General features: G+C 31.8%; 18 protein-coding genes. 8 read left to right on the top strand and 10 right to left on the bottom strand.

Going from position 1 to position 17,244, the window contains the following annotated elements:
- Positions 1-7: 7 nt before the first annotated feature.
- Together FHK87_RS18545 and FHK87_RS18550 are read right to left on the bottom strand one after the other, a co-directional pair.
- On the bottom strand, positions 8-748 hold the full coding sequence (locus tag FHK87_RS18545; protein WP_140595271.1) for a lysophospholipid acyltransferase family protein: 741 nt from the start codon (positions 746-748) through the stop codon (positions 8-10).
- 149 nt (positions 749-897) lie between these two features.
- Entirely contained in the window at positions 898-1,308 is a 411-nt protein-coding gene (locus FHK87_RS18550; RefSeq protein ID WP_140595272.1) for a BrxA/BrxB family bacilliredoxin, read from the bottom strand.
- 214 nt (positions 1,309-1,522) lie between these two features.
- Here FHK87_RS18550 and FHK87_RS18555 point away from each other — a divergent pair, with 214 nt between their 5' ends.
- Positions 1,523-2,260 carry a TerB family tellurite resistance protein gene (locus FHK87_RS18555; protein ID WP_140595273.1) on the top strand — a complete coding sequence of 246 codons (738 nt, stop codon included), beginning with the start codon at positions 1,523-1,525 and terminating at the stop codon, positions 2,258-2,260.
- 16 nt (positions 2,261-2,276) lie between these two features.
- Here FHK87_RS18555 and FHK87_RS18560 read toward each other — a convergent pair whose 3' ends face one another.
- Genes FHK87_RS18560 through crtD form a run of 3 tightly spaced genes read right to left on the bottom strand, consistent with a single transcriptional unit; the run spans position 2,277 to position 5,531 of the window.
- On the bottom strand, positions 2,277-3,416 hold the full coding sequence (locus FHK87_RS18560; RefSeq protein ID WP_140595274.1) for a lycopene cyclase family protein: 1,140 nt from the start codon (positions 3,414-3,416) through the stop codon (positions 2,277-2,279).
- Entirely contained in the window at positions 3,417-4,043 is a 627-nt protein-coding gene (locus FHK87_RS18565; RefSeq protein ID WP_140595275.1) for a carotenoid biosynthesis protein, read from the bottom strand.
- Positions 4,044-4,046: 3 nt separating this feature from the next.
- On the bottom strand, positions 4,047-5,531 hold the full coding sequence (gene crtD, locus FHK87_RS18570) for a 1-hydroxycarotenoid 3,4-desaturase CrtD (protein WP_140595276.1): 1,485 nt from the start codon (positions 5,529-5,531) through the stop codon (positions 4,047-4,049).
- A gap of 192 nt (positions 5,532-5,723) precedes the next feature.
- Between crtD and FHK87_RS18575 the strand changes: the two genes are divergently transcribed.
- The 6 genes from FHK87_RS18575 to FHK87_RS18600 all read left to right on the top strand — a co-directional run bounded on the left by FHK87_RS18575 (position 5,724) and on the right by FHK87_RS18600 (position 10,761).
- Positions 5,724-7,202, top strand: coding sequence for a S41 family peptidase (locus FHK87_RS18575; RefSeq protein ID WP_140595277.1), 1,479 nt, complete (start codon positions 5,724-5,726; stop codon positions 7,200-7,202).
- A gap of 65 nt (positions 7,203-7,267) precedes the next feature.
- A complete protein-coding gene (locus FHK87_RS18580; protein WP_140595278.1) occupies positions 7,268-7,798 on the top strand; it encodes a DUF1572 family protein in 531 nt (176 codons plus the stop codon).
- A gap of 109 nt (positions 7,799-7,907) precedes the next feature.
- Positions 7,908-8,771, top strand: coding sequence for a methyltransferase family protein (locus tag FHK87_RS18585; protein WP_140595279.1), 864 nt, complete (start codon positions 7,908-7,910; stop codon positions 8,769-8,771).
- 15 nt (positions 8,772-8,786) lie between these two features.
- Positions 8,787-9,362: a hypothetical protein gene (locus FHK87_RS26360; RefSeq protein WP_226294322.1), complete on the top strand. Its 576-nt coding sequence runs from the start codon at positions 8,787-8,789 to the stop codon at positions 9,360-9,362.
- Between the two features lie 49 nt (positions 9,363-9,411).
- Positions 9,412-9,912, top strand: a complete 501-nt coding sequence (locus FHK87_RS18595; RefSeq protein WP_140595280.1) for a YfbM family protein — start codon at positions 9,412-9,414, stop codon at positions 9,910-9,912.
- A gap of 96 nt (positions 9,913-10,008) precedes the next feature.
- Positions 10,009-10,761, top strand: coding sequence for a hypothetical protein (locus FHK87_RS18600; RefSeq protein WP_140595281.1), 753 nt, complete (start codon positions 10,009-10,011; stop codon positions 10,759-10,761).
- A 21-nt stretch (positions 10,762-10,782) separates the two neighbouring features.
- Here FHK87_RS18600 and FHK87_RS18605 read toward each other — a convergent pair whose 3' ends face one another.
- The 4 genes from FHK87_RS18605 to FHK87_RS18620 all read right to left on the bottom strand — a co-directional run bounded on the left by FHK87_RS18605 (position 10,783) and on the right by FHK87_RS18620 (position 15,984).
- Positions 10,783-11,538, bottom strand: a complete 756-nt coding sequence (locus tag FHK87_RS18605; RefSeq protein ID WP_140595282.1) for a LytR/AlgR family response regulator transcription factor — start codon at positions 11,536-11,538, stop codon at positions 10,783-10,785.
- Positions 11,535-12,584, bottom strand: coding sequence for a sensor histidine kinase (locus FHK87_RS18610; RefSeq protein WP_140595283.1), 1,050 nt, complete (start codon positions 12,582-12,584; stop codon positions 11,535-11,537). Before FHK87_RS18610 ends, FHK87_RS18605 begins: the two co-directional genes overlap by 4 nt.
- A 140-nt stretch (positions 12,585-12,724) precedes the next feature.
- Positions 12,725-13,591 carry a DUF4249 domain-containing protein gene (locus tag FHK87_RS18615; protein ID WP_140595284.1) on the bottom strand — a complete coding sequence of 289 codons (867 nt, stop codon included), beginning with the start codon at positions 13,589-13,591 and terminating at the stop codon, positions 12,725-12,727.
- 5 nt (positions 13,592-13,596) lie between these two features.
- Positions 13,597-15,984 (bottom strand): TonB-dependent receptor, encoded by a 2,388-nt coding sequence (locus FHK87_RS18620; protein WP_140595285.1) that lies wholly within the window; start codon positions 15,982-15,984, stop codon positions 13,597-13,599.
- A gap of 175 nt (positions 15,985-16,159) precedes the next feature.
- Between FHK87_RS18620 and FHK87_RS18625 the strand changes: the two genes are divergently transcribed.
- Entirely contained in the window at positions 16,160-17,077 is a 918-nt protein-coding gene (locus FHK87_RS18625; protein ID WP_140595286.1) for a DMT family transporter, read from the top strand.
- Positions 17,078-17,083: 6 nt separating this feature from the next.
- On the opposite strand, the gene FHK87_RS26365 is transcribed toward FHK87_RS18625, so the two are convergent.
- Positions 17,084-17,239 (bottom strand): hypothetical protein, encoded by a 156-nt coding sequence (locus FHK87_RS26365; RefSeq protein WP_226294323.1) that lies wholly within the window; start codon positions 17,237-17,239, stop codon positions 17,084-17,086.
- Positions 17,240-17,244 lie beyond the last annotated feature (5 nt).

Genomic DNA, 17,244 nt, shown 5'->3' on the forward strand with positions numbered 1-17,244 from the left:
TGTTTTGTTAAGTTCTTATCGCTAAGGTAACGCTTTCTTCAATCTTTTCTAGTAATAATTCAGGTTCTTTGGTAATAGAAAATGGTTCGTGTACCTCTAATGTCAAACGCATACCGATACCCATAGGGAAATTACCATATTTTACCAGTTTCCAACTATTATTTATGGTGAGTGGTACAATAAGTGCATCGGGAGCATTTTTAAATAATATCTTTAATCCTGTGGCTGCAAATTTTTTGGGTTTTCCGTTTCTACTTCTTGTTCCTTCAGGAAAAATAACTGCAGAAAAATTATGTGCTGTGATAAACTTTCCAAATTTTGATAATGCAGGAATAGATTGTTTTGGATTTTTTCTATCGATTAGAACATGTCCTCCATGCCTTAGATTGAAAGATATACTAGGAATTCCTTTGCCCAACTCAATTTTTGAAATAAACTTTGGTCTGTTTTTTCTCAAGAACCAAGATATTAAAGGAATATCAAACATACTTTGATGATTCGACACAAAAATAAGAGGTCGATCTTTTGGAAGAGTAAATGTATTTGAAAAGCTAAATGTCACCCCAAGAATGTGCAAACATCTCAGTATGCTTAAATTAAGGTAATTTACTGCGGTTCTATGTCCACTAGCTCCACCCAGTTTTAAACTTGTCCATTGTATGACATGAAAAACAACGAGTACTAACCCAAAAAATAGATAGAAAATTACAGAAAGAGGATAACTTAGTATCTTTTTTACTGCTTCCATTGTATTAATTATTTAAAATATTTTGATACCGTATAACAGCTATGCAATGTCTTACATTATTTCTAGTAAACCAATATATTTTTAAAATAAAAACCGTTGGTAGTTACCAACGGTTTTTATCATTCTCTGTAAGAGTATGTTTAGATTTTTTAGCAATGCTCATTATAAGCATCCTTAAGGTTTTCTGCTATCATTTCTGCAGGTCTACCTTCTATATGATGACGCTCTAACATATGCACTAATTCTCCATTTTTAAACAACGCCATAGAAGGTGAAGATGGAGGAAAAGGAATCATATATCCTCTTGCTTTGTCTGTTGCTTCTCTATCTACTCCTGCAAAAACAGTGACTAAATTATCTGGTTTTTTTTCGTTTACCAAAGATGCTTTTGCTCCTGGACGAGCATTGGCTGCTGCACAACCACATACAGAATTTACAACCACAAGTGTTGTTCCTTCTTTTGATAATGCACTTTCTACCTCTTGCTCTGTATGTAATTCTTCAAAACCAATATTAGTAAGGTCTTCTCGCATTGGTTTTACTAAATCTGCTGGATACATATTTATTTTCTTTTATTTTCGTTTAAATTTTTCGTGCAAAGATACGAATAATAGCCATTATAATAGAGGTATCGTTGCAAAACCAAAGTCAAACTGACGTTAAAAATTTTAAAACATAAGTAACAAGACAAAACTAAAAGCTACTTATATGGTATACTCAAGAAAACTGTTTTAGATAATTACAGTTATCTTTACAACATAAAAATAAGACTAAATGATTAAATGGTTTGCCGCTGTATTAGGTTATATTTTTTTCAGGTTTCCCGGAGCTGCTTTGGGGTTTATAGTAGGTAGCTTGATAGATGCCTCTACTGGCAAAAATAGTAATGGTGGGTTCAAAGCCATTTTTTCTAAAGAGCAAACAGTAACTCCTGCAGATTTTGAGCTTAATTTATTATCACTTTCGTCTATAGTGATCAAAGCAGACGGGGTAGTAAATCAAACAGAATTAGATTATGTAAGACGATATTTTGTAAGTGCTTACGGAAAAGAACGTGCAAATGCTACCTTCAGAACTTTTAATGAAATCATAAAAAAAAGACAAATTTCTGCACATCGTATCTGTCTATTTATCAGTCAACATACCCAATACCCTGCTCGATTGCAAATCTTACATTTTTTGTTCGGAATTGCTAATTCTGACGGGCATGTAAGTGAAGCAGAAGCGAAAGAAATACAGAGTATTGCCGGCTTTTTGAGAATCACTGTAAGAGATTTTGAAAGTATAAAAGCTATGTTTTTCAAAACCGGAGATCATGCCTATACCATTTTAGAAATTGATAAAAGTGCAACTGATGCCGAAGTAAAAAAAGCATTCCGCACTATGGCAAAAAAGTATCACCCTGACAAAGTACAACACATGGACGAAGTGCATGTAAAGGGAGCAGAAGCTAAATTCAGAGAAGTACAAAAGGCCTATGATCAAATTAAAAAAGAACGAGGTATGAGTTAATTGCTTCGAAATACTATTAAAAAATTCTTTTGAAAAGGGTTTTCATAAATTTCAGAGAAGGCATACTCCACATAATTTTGAGATCTTCTGTAAAAGAGGTTTCTTCATCCAAAAATTTGAGAATCGTAACCGCGCTGTTTTTTTGAAATAGTTTTGAAAATAATGCAGATCCCAAATGGTTCTCATTATACAGAACGTCTAGAAATAGTAAATCGTAATACCAAAATTTTGTTTTCTTAGAAAACGATATCATTCTTTCTCCACTTTTCAGAAAAGGAATTAACTGTTGTATTTTTTTGTTGGTTGCACTAAACGTATATCCTGTACTAGCTTTGGTCCATCCTCCTGCTGTTCCTATATGCAGAATATTGGCTGAATTTTGTTTTTGAAACTCATAACATGTCATCGGGATGCATCCTTTTTCTTTTTCTACAATCTGATACTTATGAATTCCTCTTTCTTCTAAATAGCTTTTGATAGCTTCTTCATATTCATGATCAGGAAGTAATTTTTCAGAAAATAATGTATACTCAAACAAGGCTTCTGTATTAGAAGTAGGCAATACATACATAAACCTCGTGTTTCCTCTTTGAGCTACCGTAAAATCCATAAAAGTAGCGACCGTATCATCAAAACAAGGAGTATCTGTCTTAACAAACCACCCTATAAAATGCTGATTTAGAACAGGGTATTTTTTTTGCACTTTATACTCAAATGACTGCGGAATACTATTAAGCGCTCTATTGCCCAAATAGATTTGCTGATCTGTTTCTACTTCAACAATCTCTTTATTATCACGTAATGCTATTAGGCTTTGCTGTACAATCGTAATATTTGATTTTGTTTCTAAAGTATTTAATATGAATTCATAGAAATCTTTACTGCGAATAAGCTTGTATTGATATGGAGAAATGTTTAATTCTTCTGACAGGTCTTTACTTCCAAAAAAAATAGTGTCCCAACGCTTATTGACAATGCTATCCCAAGTACCATTTCCTTTTTCCCAAAAACACCAGGTGCGGTCATTTTGATTCTTAATTTCTTTATCTATCAACAAAATTTTCTTCTCATCAAAAAAAGAATCCATTGCCATGTGGTAAGCAAGCATCAAGCCTGATGCTCCCATACCTGTTATAATGTAATCATACTTTTGCATCTAGAAGAATAGAAAAACAGTAAAAAAGACTAAAATAGCAACAAAGATATGTATCGAAAGGTTATAATTATAGGTTTTAGATAGTTTTTGAAATACCATATGTGCCACAAAAGCAGTACCAAACCAACCTACGTAATTTTGTAGCGGCACTATATTATTTTCGAATTCCCAAAAATCAAATCTTGGTGCTGATACTTCTAAAATTACATCCATAGCAACCATTAAAATTGATGCCAGCAAAGAAGAAACCCATAATCCACTATGGATTTTTCTGGCAATCGCAGCACTACTATAGGTTAGTATTGCCCAATTTACTCCAATCATAAGAGGTACACCAAACACTTTATATCCTAGGTTTTCACCATACTCATAATTTCCAAAAATCAACCCAAAATTAACTCCTAAGCCCTCTGCTATCATCCCTACACAAAACGGTATAGATAGCATCAAAATAAGTTTTGGATTAAAGTTTTGATTCCATAAAATCAAAAACAAATAGATTAATAAATTAAGAGGAGTCAACCTAAGGAACCAATCTTCATACCCTAACAAAATTCCGATAATCCCAGAAATATTAAACAGCCATATGACACCTATCGAAATATTATTTTTTATCTTCTCTGTCATAGGTTATCGTTTCTTATCATTTTTAATCAAATCCGAGACTATTTTGCCTGATAACAAGCATAATGGAATCCCTCCACCGGGATGAACGCTGCCACCACAAAAATAAAGATTTTTGATTTTTCTTGAGAAGTTCGGATGTCTCAAAAATGCTGCATATTTATTATTACTAGAAGATCCATACAATGACCCTTGATAGGATTGTGTTTTGCTTTCTATTGTTCTAGGGTCTAAAATTTCTTCAACCTCAATAAGGTCTTTGAGTTCTACTCCCAAAATTCTAGAAAGTTTTTGAAGAATATTAGTTCGAGATGTCTCAATAATAGTGTCCCAATCTTGTCCTTGATTACCAGGAACATTGATCATCACAAACCAATTCTCACAATTTTCGGGAGCATCGTTTGTTTCATTTTTTGATGTAATATTAATATATACTGTTGGATCATTGGTAACGTCTTTTTTAGAAAAAATAAAATCAAACTCTTTCTTATAATCTTGAGAGAAAAAAATATTATGTAAATCCAACTCTGGAAATTTATGTTTCACTCCCCAATAAAAAATTAATGCAGAACTCGACCTAGGTTGTTTTAGAGTTTTTTGTGGTGCTTCTTGATCACGCAGTAGTGTTTTGTATGTGGGTACAATATCCATATTAGAAACGACAACATCAGCATCTATAACTTCATCATTATCCAACATGATTCCTTTGGCGATTTTGTTTTTTACAATGATTTGACGGACTTTGGTTTCAAAGGTAAAAGTGACTCCTAAATCCAATGCTAGTTGGTATAAACTCTTTGTAATATTATACATCCCGCCCTCTGGGAAAAAAGTACCATAATATTGTTCCAGATGTGGAATCATAGACATAATACCCGGTGTTTGATAAGGAGAAGACCCATTATAGGTTGCAAAACGGTCAAAAAGCTGTATTAATCTAGGATCTTTATATTGTTTTGTATTTACCTTATGTAAAGTGCTATTGATATCTAGCATTCCTATTCGAGCAATTGCCTTTACAGTATCTTTAGATAAATATGTTGAAAGCTTGTGTAGTGATTTTTCTAAAAACAAAGAAGCTGTAAGATCATATTTGTGCTTACTACGATCAAAATAAGAGGTAACTTCTTTTGCAGACACATCAAAAACTTGTGAAGCCGTTTCTGCAAACTTAGCCTCGTCTGCAAATGCAGTAAACCGAGTTCCATCTTCGTAAAAATAATTACAAACAATATCTTTTCGTTTGTACTTGAAATAATCTGAAATCTTTTTTTTGGAATCTACAAATAGTTCTTCTACAAATTGAGGCATTGTAAATAGTGATGGACCACAATCGAATCGATATCCTTTGGTATAGATTTCAGACAGTTTACCCCCCGGATACGCATTGGCTTCAAAAACATGAACTCCAAAACCTTGATTGTGTAATCTTATGGCAGTAGCAAGACCTGCAATTCCTGACCCTATAACAATGGCTTTTTTGCTTTTCATTTTATCTTAAAAGGCTTCTATTCTCAAAAATCATCAATATGAAAGTATTTACAGATATATACTATAGTTTTTTGTATTTCTTTAACATATGTTTTAATGAGAACTATAACTTTGTTTAGTGTTAGAAATTTTTAGCGAAAGATACTTCGAATCTAGATAAAGTATTAAAAACAAAAAATATAATCACATCAAATGAAAATAAAATCTAGTATAAGAATTTTTATACTCCTTTTTCCTGTAGTCACTTTTAGTCAAAAAAAATTGACACAAAAACAAGCTTTAGAAGATTATACAGTTTTTAAAAATGTGATCACAACCGGTCATCCAAGTTTATATGAATACACTTCGAAGGCCGTTTGGGATAGTCTGTTTATTCATTTTGAAAACCAAGAAATCAACACGATCAAAAACAGTTCAGATTTATACAAATCTATCACACATTTATCTGACTATATTAGAGATGGGCATTTAATTGTAATGCGTCCCGCGCTCGAATCTATTCCCAAAATGTTTCCTCTTTTATTAAAAATAATTGATGATAAATTTTATACAGACACAGATGACTTTGGGATTCCTGTGGGTTCAGAAATCGTTTCTATAGATAATATTAAAGGGACTGAATTAAGAAACAAACTATTGAAATATGCCCCTTCAGACGGTTATAATACAACAAAAAAAGACCGGCAGATAGAAAGAGAGTTTGGCATCCTGCATTTTTATGAATTCGGTACCAAAACAACTTATCAAGTTGAATATAAAACTCCTACAAATGAAGTATTTACCAAAGATATTAAAAGTCAACCTTTTGAGAGTATCGGCAATAGGTTTGCAAACAGGCATTCTTATTATTCAAATTATCATAATGCCAGAAATAAACGCGAATTTATAAAAAGTACACTAGGAAAAGAAGAGCCATTCTTATATTTTGTCGATTCTCTCCATACTGCTGTTTTAACAATGAACTCCTTTGGTTTAGATATCAGTACATTCGAATCGAGCTTAAAAGACATTTTTAAGAAAATCAGACAAAAAAAAGCAGAACATCTTATCATTGATATCAGGCAAAACAAAGGTGGATATCCTCTGAATGCTATCCATGCATTTTCTTATATCGCAAATAAGCCTTTTAAGCAACGTATATCACAGCATATTATTACATCTAGCTTGCCAGAAGAAAAGTATAGCAAAAACATTGTTAATGGATATACGTATGAAACGTTTTTTGAAAAGTATTTCAAAAATGCTTCAAAAAAACGAAACGAATGGATATTAGAGACCGATGAAAATGAATCATCTATGATTCCCCATAAAAAAAGATTCAATGGTAAAACATATGTTATGATTGGAGGGAAAACATTTTCTGCAGGATCAGGTTTTGCGCTAAACTGTAAAAATGAAGGGATCACACTAGTGGGTCAAGAAACTGGAGGAGGGTATTATATCCAAACAGGTCAATATCCTATGATTTATGAATTGCCAAATTCAAAAATTAAAATACTGATCTCATTTGTAAAAGTAAAAAGGTATGTAAAAGATAATACGATACAGAAAGGAAGTGGGGTCTTACCTGATCTTACAATCACATTGAGTGTTCAAGATCTAATAGATGGAAAAGACAGTCCACTAGATTATCTATTGACACATATCAGTAAAAATAAAGGTAATCAATAAGTTAACTTGTCTATACAAAATATCACTACTTATAGTAAAGACAATAGAAATCTATATCACAAAAAATGATAAGCGAATATTTAGAAAATATAAAGAAACAGTTTGAATCTTATAAAGAAGTGGCAGATAAAACAATTTCGCAATTAACCGAGAAAGATTTATACTGGAAATATGATGAAGAAAGTAATGATATCGCATGCATAATGATGCATATGTCTGAAAATATGTTGTCTCGATGGACAGATTTTTTTTATAGTGATGGAGAAAAATCATGGAGAGATAGAGACCAAGAATTTACAACTCAAGACCTAAGTTATGATGAGTTAATCGAACAATGGGAAAAGGGATGGAACTGTCTCTATACTGCATTAAATACTATTAATGAAAGTAATTTTCATAAGCCCATTTTAATACGTAATAAAGAAGTAAAATTAATTGAGAGTATTACCAGGCAAATTGCGCACTATCCATATCACATCGGTCAAATTGCTTTTATAGGAAAAATGATTTTAAAAGAAAAATGGAAATCTCCGTCAATACCAAAAGGGAAGTCTAAAGAATATATTCAATCAGAGTTTGAAAAAAACTCTAAGTAGACTAGGTTACATAAATTCGTTAAAAGATGTAAAAAAACAGTTACATTTATATGAAAATTAAAGAAATGCAATTTTTATGTTGTTGTATTTCTTTTAAACAAAATTTAATTTGAAAGGAACTGCGTATTTAATACAAGCAACATTAATTCTTTTTTGGTGGCTTGGTTTATCCTTGAGCTCAACATTTTTTCAAGCATTTCAATTTCCTAATATTGACAAAATAGCATTTAATTCTTTTTTTGCTCCCGATATTATTATTATCACTACACTATCTATAATTAGAGCATATAAACCTTTGAGAGACCTAGAGTTTATTATACTTGGTGGTTTTGCATATGGTAGCTTTTACTGTCTGAACGCTTCTATATTGACCGGTGGAGGTTATCTAGCTACAACATTAATGGCATTAGGACTATTCTATAATTTATTTCTTGTATATCAAACTAAAGCTTTTAGAGAATCTCAGTCTTCTAATATTATTATTAATGGGTGTAAAACATTTATACAAATCATCTGCGTTTGGCTAATTGCATTAGTGGTTTTTCCTTATATAATCATTAATGAATTTGATATCCCTATCCATTCAAATAACATCTCGACTATAATTAGTATCACTTTGTTCGTGATTTTTAGCAGTATCGGGCTTACAAGTGCCTTTGCTATTATATCCAAAGGAGATGGGACACCATTACCAATTGACCAAACAAAAAAATTAGTTGTAAGTGGTCCTTATAAATATGTGAGAAACCCTATGGCTATTGCAGGTATTGGCCAAGGTATCGCAATAGGTATTTATTTTTCTTCAGTTCATTTGATTATTTATGCATGTATAGGAGCGGTTATGTGGCATTTTGTTGTTCGACCCATTGAAGAGAAAAATATGGTCAATCGTTTTGGAGAAGAATACGAAAATTACAGAAAAACTGTGTATTGCTGGATTCCTAGATTAAAGACCACAAGACAACAAATCTAATTCATAAAATCAAAGATGTTCAAACTACATAAAAGAGACAATAAGAACACTTTATTATACGCCGAATGTTGGGTCTCAAATAATAGCACAGGCGTCGTACATACCGGAAAAGTTGGAAAACATGGAAATACCGAAGAATATACAATAGGAGAAAAATTTAAATCAAGTTCAGAATTTTTAAATCATTACGAAGAGTATTTTAAAAAATCCGGTTTTTCTGAATTTGACACTGCTGATTTAACTTGGCTAGTTGTACAATTTGAAATGAAAAGTCTAACGGGAAACAAAAGAGATCATTGGCTAAAAGAAAAAGTCATAGAATACCTAAATGAAGAATTGGGCTGGAGAGGAATCGGAAATGTTGATGGATTTGATATGGGAGAACAAACTGCTTTTAAGGGAAAATACGCATTAAATATATTTTGTGTAGTATATGACGAAGAAAAAGGAATTGCTTCAATTAAAAGGTGTCTAAAAGAATATCGTCTCGATTATACAAGGATCAAAATTGCCTCACGCTCCAATTCTTCAGATTCAAATTTTCAATTAAAATATTCTGCAAAAAAGAAAGACCAAACATTTAGCATCTAAAAAAAACAATTATATTTTTAATTGGTAATAATTAAAATAAAAAACTGAAATGGGGTTATTAGCAGTATACATTAAAGTAGATGATCAAAAATTAACAGTATTAAAAAAACTTGAGGGAGAAGATCTAATTGAAGAACTAGAAGAATTCCAAGATGATGATAATTGTAAAATGGTAGACATTGATAAAACATGGGATGGATTACACTTTTTGCTGACTAATGTTTCGGCCTCCGAACCAATTCCAAACAATAAATTAAGCGAATTTGTAGTTGGAGTCAATGTTTTTTCTGAAGATGAAAATGCCGATTTTATCAGCTATTCATCTGCTAATGAGATTAAAGATATACTTAAAGAAATTAATAAAGTTAACCTTAGCGAATTAGAGCACACATTTAAGCCCAACACATTCGACAAAAATGGAATTTATCCAAATATTTGGAATGACAATGACAAAGAGTTACTGTGGGATGAATTAAAAACTTCCTTTAATCTTTTGAAAGAATTTTACACAAAAAACAAAGATTCTAACATAATTGTATCAATATATTAAACTGTCTGTTTGAAGTTTTTGAATAATACAATAAATAACAATTTATACATAAAAATCAAAATCATGTTGAATATCATCTAAAAAGCACACAAATTGATGGATAATTTAGACAAAAAACCTAAAACTATTCTTTGCATTCCAGGAAACTGGAATGATCGACAAGAAATTGTAACTAAAATTGCAGAGAGCAATATCAATGATTTTATTTTTGCTGGGATGCTACTTTTAAATCTGAAAACAAATAAAGGGTTTGAGTTAGAAATTTGTGAGAGAGACGATAGAATGAGAGAATCTTTTAGATACGCAGGGATGGTTAATCGAGTTTCAGAAGATTTTTTAGACGAGATTGATAAGCACAAATATGTGATTTACCTATCAGCAGAAACCGGAGATATCCAAAGTGCAAAAGCTATTGCTGATGCAGGAAATGCAATTTTAAAATCCGGTGGAACAGGAATTAAAGTTGAGACAACCGGAAAAGCATTTACAAAATCGCATTGGTCTGAGTTACTATCTAATTTTGAAGAATCAAACCTATATCAAATGTACGTTGTCGATTCAATAAGTAATGGAAAAGGAATGACATATTCTTGTGGGATGCACAATCTAGGATTTAAGGATAGTATCGTCTATGATGAAGAATTTCAGCAGTCTGTAAACTTAATTTCTATTTTTGGCTACTATCAAATAATAGACAAGCCACAAATTAAAAATGGACATACGTTTAGTACCGATGTCGATTCACCTATTTTTGAAATCACAGAAGAAGCAAATCAACCCTATAAAGGAGATGAACTATTTGAAAATCCATTTGGCATGTGGAAATTAAAGAGGAAATCAAATACTTAAAAAACAACCTAATATCATAGGTCATACAGAAAGCCATTTTTTGAATTTACTTACTTTCTCTAAGGCTACCAAAACAACTGCACTATCTTTTTCATTTATAGGACTTAGATACACCCTAATTCTTGATTTTGATGTATAGTACATCTTATCAATACTTTTGGGACTAATGATATATTTTTTATTAATTCTAAAAAAAGTAATTGGGTCTAAAAGTGATTCTAGCTGTTTTAATGAATAATCCAAAGGATAACATTTCTTATTCCATAATTTTATAAAAGTTACTTTATCTTCAAAATAGAAATATGAAATCTCACTAACATCTACAACAGTCAAAGCACTATTTGTCTTTACCAAAAACCTCATCTTATAAGAAGGTTTGGTCATCATTTCACTCAATAATGAATAATTTATTGATGAAGTATGATTGTACTGCTTATACTTTTTGATTGCTTTTGTAAGAGCTTCTTCTTCTATTGGTTTTAATAAATAAGAGATACTATTTTGTTCAAAAGCCTTGATTGCATATTCTGAATATGCAGTTATAAAGATTATGGGTTGTGTTACTTTTATTTGTTCAAAAATTTCAAAAGAATATCCGTCTGATAAATTTACATCCAAAAATATAAGATCAGGAGACTCATTATGTAAATATAACACAGTCTCTCTTACAGATGGAAAGACATTATCAATATGAATTTCAGGATCTATTTTTTCTATTAGACTTTTTAATCTAATTACAGCTATTTCTTCATCTTCTACAATTATAGCTCTTATCATATTTCAGGATGGATTAAGGGTATACCGGCAATATAGGTATTATCTATGATTTTAAAATATGGTTTTTTGTGATGAATCAGTTCTAACTGATCTGATAGGTTTTTTAAGCCAATCCCTAACGAATTTGATCTATATTTTTTGATATCCTTTGGTTGATAATTATTCTTTACCAAAACAAGATCATCCTTGGTACTTATGGTAACTGTAAGAGGTTTTGATTTTTCGATAACATTATGCTTGATCGCATTACTTACCAACAACTCAATTGTCATTGGAGGCAGCAGCATGTTCATTTTATCATTTTCAATTTCATTTTTAAGAATCAAATGGTCACCAAATCTTATTTTTTGAAGATAAAAATACGATTGTATCATTTCTATCTCTTTTTGTAAAGGTACAACCATCTCTTCATTTTGAGTCAGATTATATCTATAGACATTAGATAATTCTCGAAGAAAATACTCTGCTTTTTTTGAGTCTATAGCAATAAGTCCCATAAGGCTATTAAAGCTGTTAAATAAAAAGTGTGGATTTAATTGTTTTTTGAGTGCCAGATACTTTGCAATAGTTTTCTCTTTTTCATATTGAAACAGTGTAAGTTCTATGTTTTGTTTTTCTCTTTGGGATTCAAAAAAATGTTCTAAAAAATAAACAAACAATGTAATAAAAAAAGTAGCGATGATAATGGCCCAGAAAATAAGGTCAAAAAATACAGGATCAGGGTCGTCATTAAACAAGAATTGTGTTATTGCCCTTGTAATCAATGATAATACTATTGTTTGAATACTAATAACACTACTCCAAAATACGATACGCGTAAATTTTGAATACGAAATGGCATACATCAGTTTTTTGAAACCTATAAAATATTTTCTTACAAAGAAAGTCGCAAAACACAGTAAAAAAATTACCGGAAACAGGACTAAAGTCTCATAAACAGCTTCTGAAACAGATTCATCCTCTATCTCCTTCAAAAAGTTTAGTAGATTAACTAATACACTTATAATGAGATAAAAATATATTCTATTAATTTTAGAGGAATTCATCTTTTTTGTTATTACCTTTTATAGATATAATCTGGATTAAATATTTCTCATTTGATCTTTAATTTAATACTATTATATCAAGTTATTTATTTTTTAAAACATCTTTTTAGTATAATTCTTTTTTTGGTCCCTTAATTACATTATTCTTCGACTTCTATAGTATCTTCTTCTACATCAACTGCATAGAAAAAACCAAGAGCTCTTTGTTGTGGGTTTGTTACATTTATAATATTTCCCCGTATTGAAGCCGGTGGAGGATTACCAATAAAAGAACCTCCTTGACCTGTTTGTATAAATAATTCATAAAGAAAATCATAATATTCTTCTGAAATACCTAATTGCTGACCTGTTGCAATATCCCCTATTTCAAAAACTACTTCTTCATTAATGGTTACTCCTAACCGTTGTTGTCCATCAAAAAACTCATCTGTCTCGACCAAAGTAATACTATTACCAGGATCGGCCACTATAAAAAACTCTCCGTTTTTAAAAATTCTATAGTAATAAAAATTCTCAACCCCTACAGGATCACTGCTATCAAACTTAAGAAAATATCCTTCATCGGTAAACAACGTTTCTTCTTCAAATACTACAAACAACCGATCAAATAAGGGAACCTCATTTAAGGTATCTGATCCTTCGTACGTATCGCCATTCCATACAATAGAGACAGTATAACTGACTCCTATTTGCGGTTCTATAAGGTCATTTACGTATACTCCGTTACTGGTATGAACAAAATCGTACGTCGTAACACCATTGCTTACTGTTACCGTAGCATCGTCTACAGGCGTAGGGTCTTCTTTATCCAAAAATCCAATAGTAGAAGTTAGTCTAAAACTTTGTTGGGGTAATGGCGTGGTTATATTGCGCTCTAGACCACCATCTATAACTAATCTTGGTGCAGAACCATTTAATGTAATATCGTCGGTAACATTGGTTTCGCAACTAGTGAGTATAAAAAACACTAATAATGCACTAATATATAATTGGGTTGTAGTTTTCATAAGTCCTAAAATTTAAATTGATAAGTAACACTGGGTACGATGCCAAAGAAAGAGAGTTTTGTAGCTTCTGTCTCTCCGGTTGCAATTTCCTGATCCCCTACTTCACTGATCTCTCTGAAAAAAATAGACGCTGCATTTTGCCTGTTATACACGTTTGCCAAACTAAAAATCCATTTTCCTTTTTTTCCTTTTTTGGGATTCAGTGTAGCAGAAATATCAAGTCTATGATAGGCGGGTAGTCGATCTCCATTTCTATTTTCATAATCTGCCACAACCAATCCGTTTTGTTCGTATTGTCCTGTTGGATACGTAACAGGTCTTCCTGATCCAAAAACAAAATTAGCTCCAAAATCCCATCGATCATTAAGCTTATATAACCCTACCAAATTAAGCTCATGTAATTGGTCACTATTACTGGGATAATATTCATTATTATTGATCCCTAATATTTTACGTTCTGTTCGCGCCAAAGTATAACTTAACCATCCTGTTAATGCTCCTTTATTTTTATTAACTTGTAGTTCAAACCCATAGGCTCTGGCATCCCCTTGTACAGTTTCGGTTTCTATTTCTTCGGTAAATAACAGATCTGCACCATCAACAAAATCAGTAACATCATTCATTGATTTGTAATACACTTCTGCATTAAAATCATATGCATTATCATTAAATGACCTAAAATAACCAAGTGCAATTTGATCTGCATATTGTGGATCCAAGTATGTACCACTTGGTGCCCATACATCTAATGGAGTTGCTGATGTAGTATTAGAGATCAAGTGAATGTATTGATACATTCTGTTATAACTCAACTTAATTGAATTATAATCATTAATCAAATACCGAGCAGAAAACCTTGGTTCGAATCCATAAAAATCTTGTATTGTTTTTCCTGATCCGTATGAAATTTCATCAATCACCTGATTCGTTTCATATCTATCTAGTATTGGATTATAGGTTAGCGGAGTCCCATTTTCATATATTCTTACATTTTCTCTTCCCAGTCTTTTAAAATTTGATACTCTAGCCCCGTATTGAAAACTTAGTTTATCTGAAATCGTTTGTTTAAAATCAACATATGCTGCTGATTCTAAGGCAAAGTTTTCTTGAAATTTCTCGGGGTTTACATTCGACCCATTTAAAGATTTGATCTCTCCGGGCTCAAAATTATAGTACGTAATATCAAGGCCTGTAGTTAACGTATTGTTTGAATTGATAAACCAATTCAATTTGGGTTTAAGGTTATAATTAAGAATATTTGAGTTCCATCTAAACTCAGAACCCCCTCTAAGGTTGTCCAGGCTATAGTCATAATTACTAAAAATAGCAGAAGTTTGTAAAAATAACTTTTCGCTTAATATACTTGTCCATCTAAGTGTTCCAGAAGCATTACCCCATATAGTTCCCAGAAAATCATCGATCTCAAATCGATCTCTACCAAAATAACCTGATAAGAATAACCTATTATTATCATTTATCGAATAGTTTGCCTTTAGGTTAAGGTCATAAAAAAACAAGGTTGTATCATCAAATTCACTTGATAAAAAAGTAAACAAATCTACATACGATCGTCTTCCCGCAATCATATATCCTCCTTTTCCCTCTTCATTATCTCCTTTGAACAGAGGTCCTTCTATCAAGCCTTTGCTTGAGATCAATCCTATACCTAATTCGCCATTAAACTCTTTTCTATTTCCTTCTCTTTGTCTAATATCCAATACAGAAGAAAGACGCCCTCCATATACAGAAGGGATACCGCCTTTGTACAATTTAATATCCTTAATCGCATCTGTATTAAACACAGAAAAAAAACCAAATAGATGTGAGGCATTATAGATCGTAGCCTCATCAAGCAATATTAGGTTTTGATCTGCTGACCCTCCTCTTACATTAAATCCTGATGAACCTTCATTAACACTGGATACCCCGGGTAATAACTGAATCGATTTTAGGATATCAGGTTCTCCTAATATGGTAGGTAATTTGTTTATCGTTTCAGATTTTAAAGAAACCACACTCATTTCTGTAGATTTCACTGCCTTGCTTGCTCTATTAGAAGTAACGACGACTTCGTCTAGGACTCCGATTTTTTCTTCGAGCATAAAATCAATCTTTTGATTTTTATCAAGAACAACTTCTTTTGTAATGTCTTCAAAACCCAAATAACTTACTGTCACAGTATACGTGCCTTTTGGCAAGGTAATCGAATAAAAACCATAATCATTTGTTACTGTACCTCGATCAGTTCCTACCAATACTGTTACACCCAGTAAATCTTCACTATTTGCTCCATTTTTGACATAGCCACTTAACGTAGCGCTCTCTTGTGCGTAAATAGAGATAAAACCACACAGAAAAAGTATGAATAACCATCTTTTCTTATAACATTTCATAATATAAGTTTTGATCAAAACTATAGGAGTCACAAGGTGTTCTTCTTCTAGAATTGACAAAACCCAAAAATCCAGAGATAAACCTCTATTTTTTAAGGTTTATTATTTTTGAGACGATAAGAAATCTTTATTGGCAACCAATTTTTGAGACTATAAGTTTTACTACCTTAGCGTAATGGTTTCTAATAAAACAAAAGCTCATCTTGCACTGCTGAGTGTAAACATGGTATACGGAGCGAATTATCTAATTGCAAAAGGTTTAATGCCGAATAAAATCGAAGCTTCTGCCTTAGTTTTTTTGAGAATCAGTGGGGCAGGCTTGTTATTTTTGTTCCTCAAGTTTTTTATCAAAGAAAAAGTTGACAGAAAAGATATTCCTCGTTTGGCATTGTGTGGTTTTTTGGGAGTAGCGACCAATCAGTTTTTTTCTATGAATGGGTTGAGTTTGACCTCTCCTGTAGATGCTGCGATTATCATAACGGCAATGCCAATTTTTACAGTGATTATTAGTCGTTTTATACTCAAAGAACCTCTAACTATTCAACGAATATTAGGAATATCAATAGGAGGTGCAGGAGCTGTTCTATTGATTTACTTAGGCAATTCTGGTTTGGGTACAGGCTCTTTATTGGGAAATTTATTTATCTGTATAAATGCGCTTGCCTTTGCTTTTTACCTTGTTATCGTTAAACCAATGATGGCAAAATATAAACCTATTACAGTAATCATATGGACATTTTTGTTTGGGTTTATATTTATGTTTCCTTTTTGTGTAGAAAAGTTAATTAAAACCGATTTTTCAACTTTTGAAACTACTCATTGGACCTCTCTGTTATATGTAATTGTAGGCCCCACTTTTATTGCCTATTTACTCAACATGTTTGCATTACAATATGTAAAACCTACTGTTGCCAGTAGCTATATTTATGTGCAACCTGCTGTTGCTATGATTTTGGTAGCAATTGTATCATATATTGTTATTGATAGTCAATATAAGGGAGACATAACGGTCTACAAATTGTTAGCTTGTGTATTAATCTTCGTTGGAGTTTATCTTATAAGTAGTACTCCATTAAAATGGTTTAAAAGATAACATCTCTTAATGGCACCCACAACCAGAACTACCACAAGATTTTGAAGATTTCTTTTTTGAAGAAGAAAATAATGCAGGGCTCCATATAAATTTTTTTATAAGAAAACCCACAGCTATAGAGACTACTATAATTACTAATATGTTTTGTATGATTAAATTCATATTAT

It is taken from the genome of Aquimarina algicola (assembly GCF_006443095.1).
In the GTDB taxonomy this organism is placed as follows: Bacteria; Bacteroidota; Bacteroidia; order Flavobacteriales; family Flavobacteriaceae; genus Aquimarina; species Aquimarina algicola.

Excerpts from the sequence above, each read along its gene's own strand:
- FHK87_RS18605 (WP_140595282.1), bottom strand. The coding sequence starts at position 11,538 with ATGATAAGAGCTATAATTGTAGAAGATGAAGAAATAGCTGTAATTAGA.
- FHK87_RS18555 (WP_140595273.1), top strand. The coding sequence starts at position 1,523 with ATGATTAAATGGTTTGCCGCTGTATTAGGTTATATTTTTTTCAGGTTT.
- FHK87_RS18560 (WP_140595274.1), bottom strand. The coding sequence starts at position 3,416 with ATGCAAAAGTATGATTACATTATAACAGGTATGGGAGCATCAGGCTTG.
- FHK87_RS18575 (WP_140595277.1), top strand. The coding sequence starts at position 5,724 with ATGAAAATAAAATCTAGTATAAGAATTTTTATACTCCTTTTTCCTGTA.
- FHK87_RS18610 (WP_140595283.1), bottom strand. The coding sequence starts at position 12,584 with ATGAATTCCTCTAAAATTAATAGAATATATTTTTATCTCATTATAAGT.
- FHK87_RS18550 (WP_140595272.1), bottom strand. The coding sequence starts at position 1,308 with ATGTATCCAGCAGATTTAGTAAAACCAATGCGAGAAGACCTTACTAAT.
- FHK87_RS18565 (WP_140595275.1), bottom strand. The coding sequence starts at position 4,043 with ATGACAGAGAAGATAAAAAATAATATTTCGATAGGTGTCATATGGCTG.
- FHK87_RS18625 (WP_140595286.1), top strand. The coding sequence starts at position 16,160 with ATGGTTTCTAATAAAACAAAAGCTCATCTTGCACTGCTGAGTGTAAAC.
- FHK87_RS18580 (WP_140595278.1), top strand. The coding sequence starts at position 7,268 with ATGATAAGCGAATATTTAGAAAATATAAAGAAACAGTTTGAATCTTAT.
- FHK87_RS18615 (WP_140595284.1), bottom strand. The coding sequence starts at position 13,591 with ATGAAAACTACAACCCAATTATATATTAGTGCATTATTAGTGTTTTTT.
- FHK87_RS18620 (WP_140595285.1), bottom strand. The coding sequence starts at position 15,984 with ATGAAATGTTATAAGAAAAGATGGTTATTCATACTTTTTCTGTGTGGT.
- FHK87_RS26365 (WP_226294323.1), bottom strand. The coding sequence starts at position 17,239 with ATGAATTTAATCATACAAAACATATTAGTAATTATAGTAGTCTCTATA.
- crtD (WP_140595276.1), bottom strand. The coding sequence starts at position 5,531 with ATGAAAAGCAAAAAAGCCATTGTTATAGGGTCAGGAATTGCAGGTCTT.
- FHK87_RS18600 (WP_140595281.1), top strand. The coding sequence starts at position 10,009 with ATGGATAATTTAGACAAAAAACCTAAAACTATTCTTTGCATTCCAGGA.
- FHK87_RS26360 (WP_226294322.1), top strand. The coding sequence starts at position 8,787 with ATGTTCAAACTACATAAAAGAGACAATAAGAACACTTTATTATACGCC.
- FHK87_RS18595 (WP_140595280.1), top strand. The coding sequence starts at position 9,412 with ATGGGGTTATTAGCAGTATACATTAAAGTAGATGATCAAAAATTAACA.
- FHK87_RS18545 (WP_140595271.1), bottom strand. The coding sequence starts at position 748 with ATGGAAGCAGTAAAAAAGATACTAAGTTATCCTCTTTCTGTAATTTTC.